This window comes from Hymenobacter elongatus, from assembly GCF_004745955.1.
Taxonomy (GTDB): Bacteria; Bacteroidota; Bacteroidia; order Cytophagales; family Hymenobacteraceae; genus Hymenobacter; species Hymenobacter elongatus.
Map to the genome: position 1 here is coordinate 1 of NZ_SRLD01000127.1, position 609 is coordinate 609.

The window sequence follows — 609 nt, forward strand, 5'->3', positions numbered from 1 at the left end:
GCTCGCCGGGCGTTGCGTTCCGCCACACAGGCCTCAACGTGCGCGCTCAGTTCGTCCTGCGTGGGAATGCGCTGGTGCAGGCACTGGCGGGCAATGGCCGAGAGTTCGAGTTCGACCATGTTCAGCCAGGAAGCATTTTTGGGCGTGTAATGAACCTCGAAGCGGGCCGCCAACGCGCGGGCCTGGGCGGCGGGCAGGTGCTGGTAAAAGACGGCATCGGTGTGAGTGTTGAGGTTGTCCTGGACCAGCACGATTTTCGCGGCCTCGGGGTAGTGGGCCGCCAGGGCCTGCATAAAGCGGCAATAATCAGCGCCCGTGCGACGGGCCGAGACCTCGACCAGGCGCTGGCCCGTGCCCGGCTCGAAGGCCGCCAGTAGGCAGGCCGTGCCCTGGCGCACGTACGTGCTGCTTTCCCGCCGGGGACGGCCGGCTTTGGCCGGCTGCTGCCCCTGCGCGGGCTGCGCCGGCACGGGCGGAAGCGGCTCGACGGGCTGGCCGTGCAGCACACAGGGGCGTTCGTCGAAGCAGATGACGGGAAAGTACGGGTCGTAGGCCCGCGCGTAGACGGCCAGCACGTCCTCCATGCGGGCCAGAAAAGCGGCGTTCACT

General features: G+C 68.3%; 1 protein-coding gene. It reads right to left on the minus strand.

Annotated features, from left to right (window positions below; genetic code table 11):
• On the minus strand, positions 1-609 hold a 609-nt coding region (locus tag E5J99_RS21075; protein WP_167852289.1), incomplete at both ends, for an IS630 family transposase.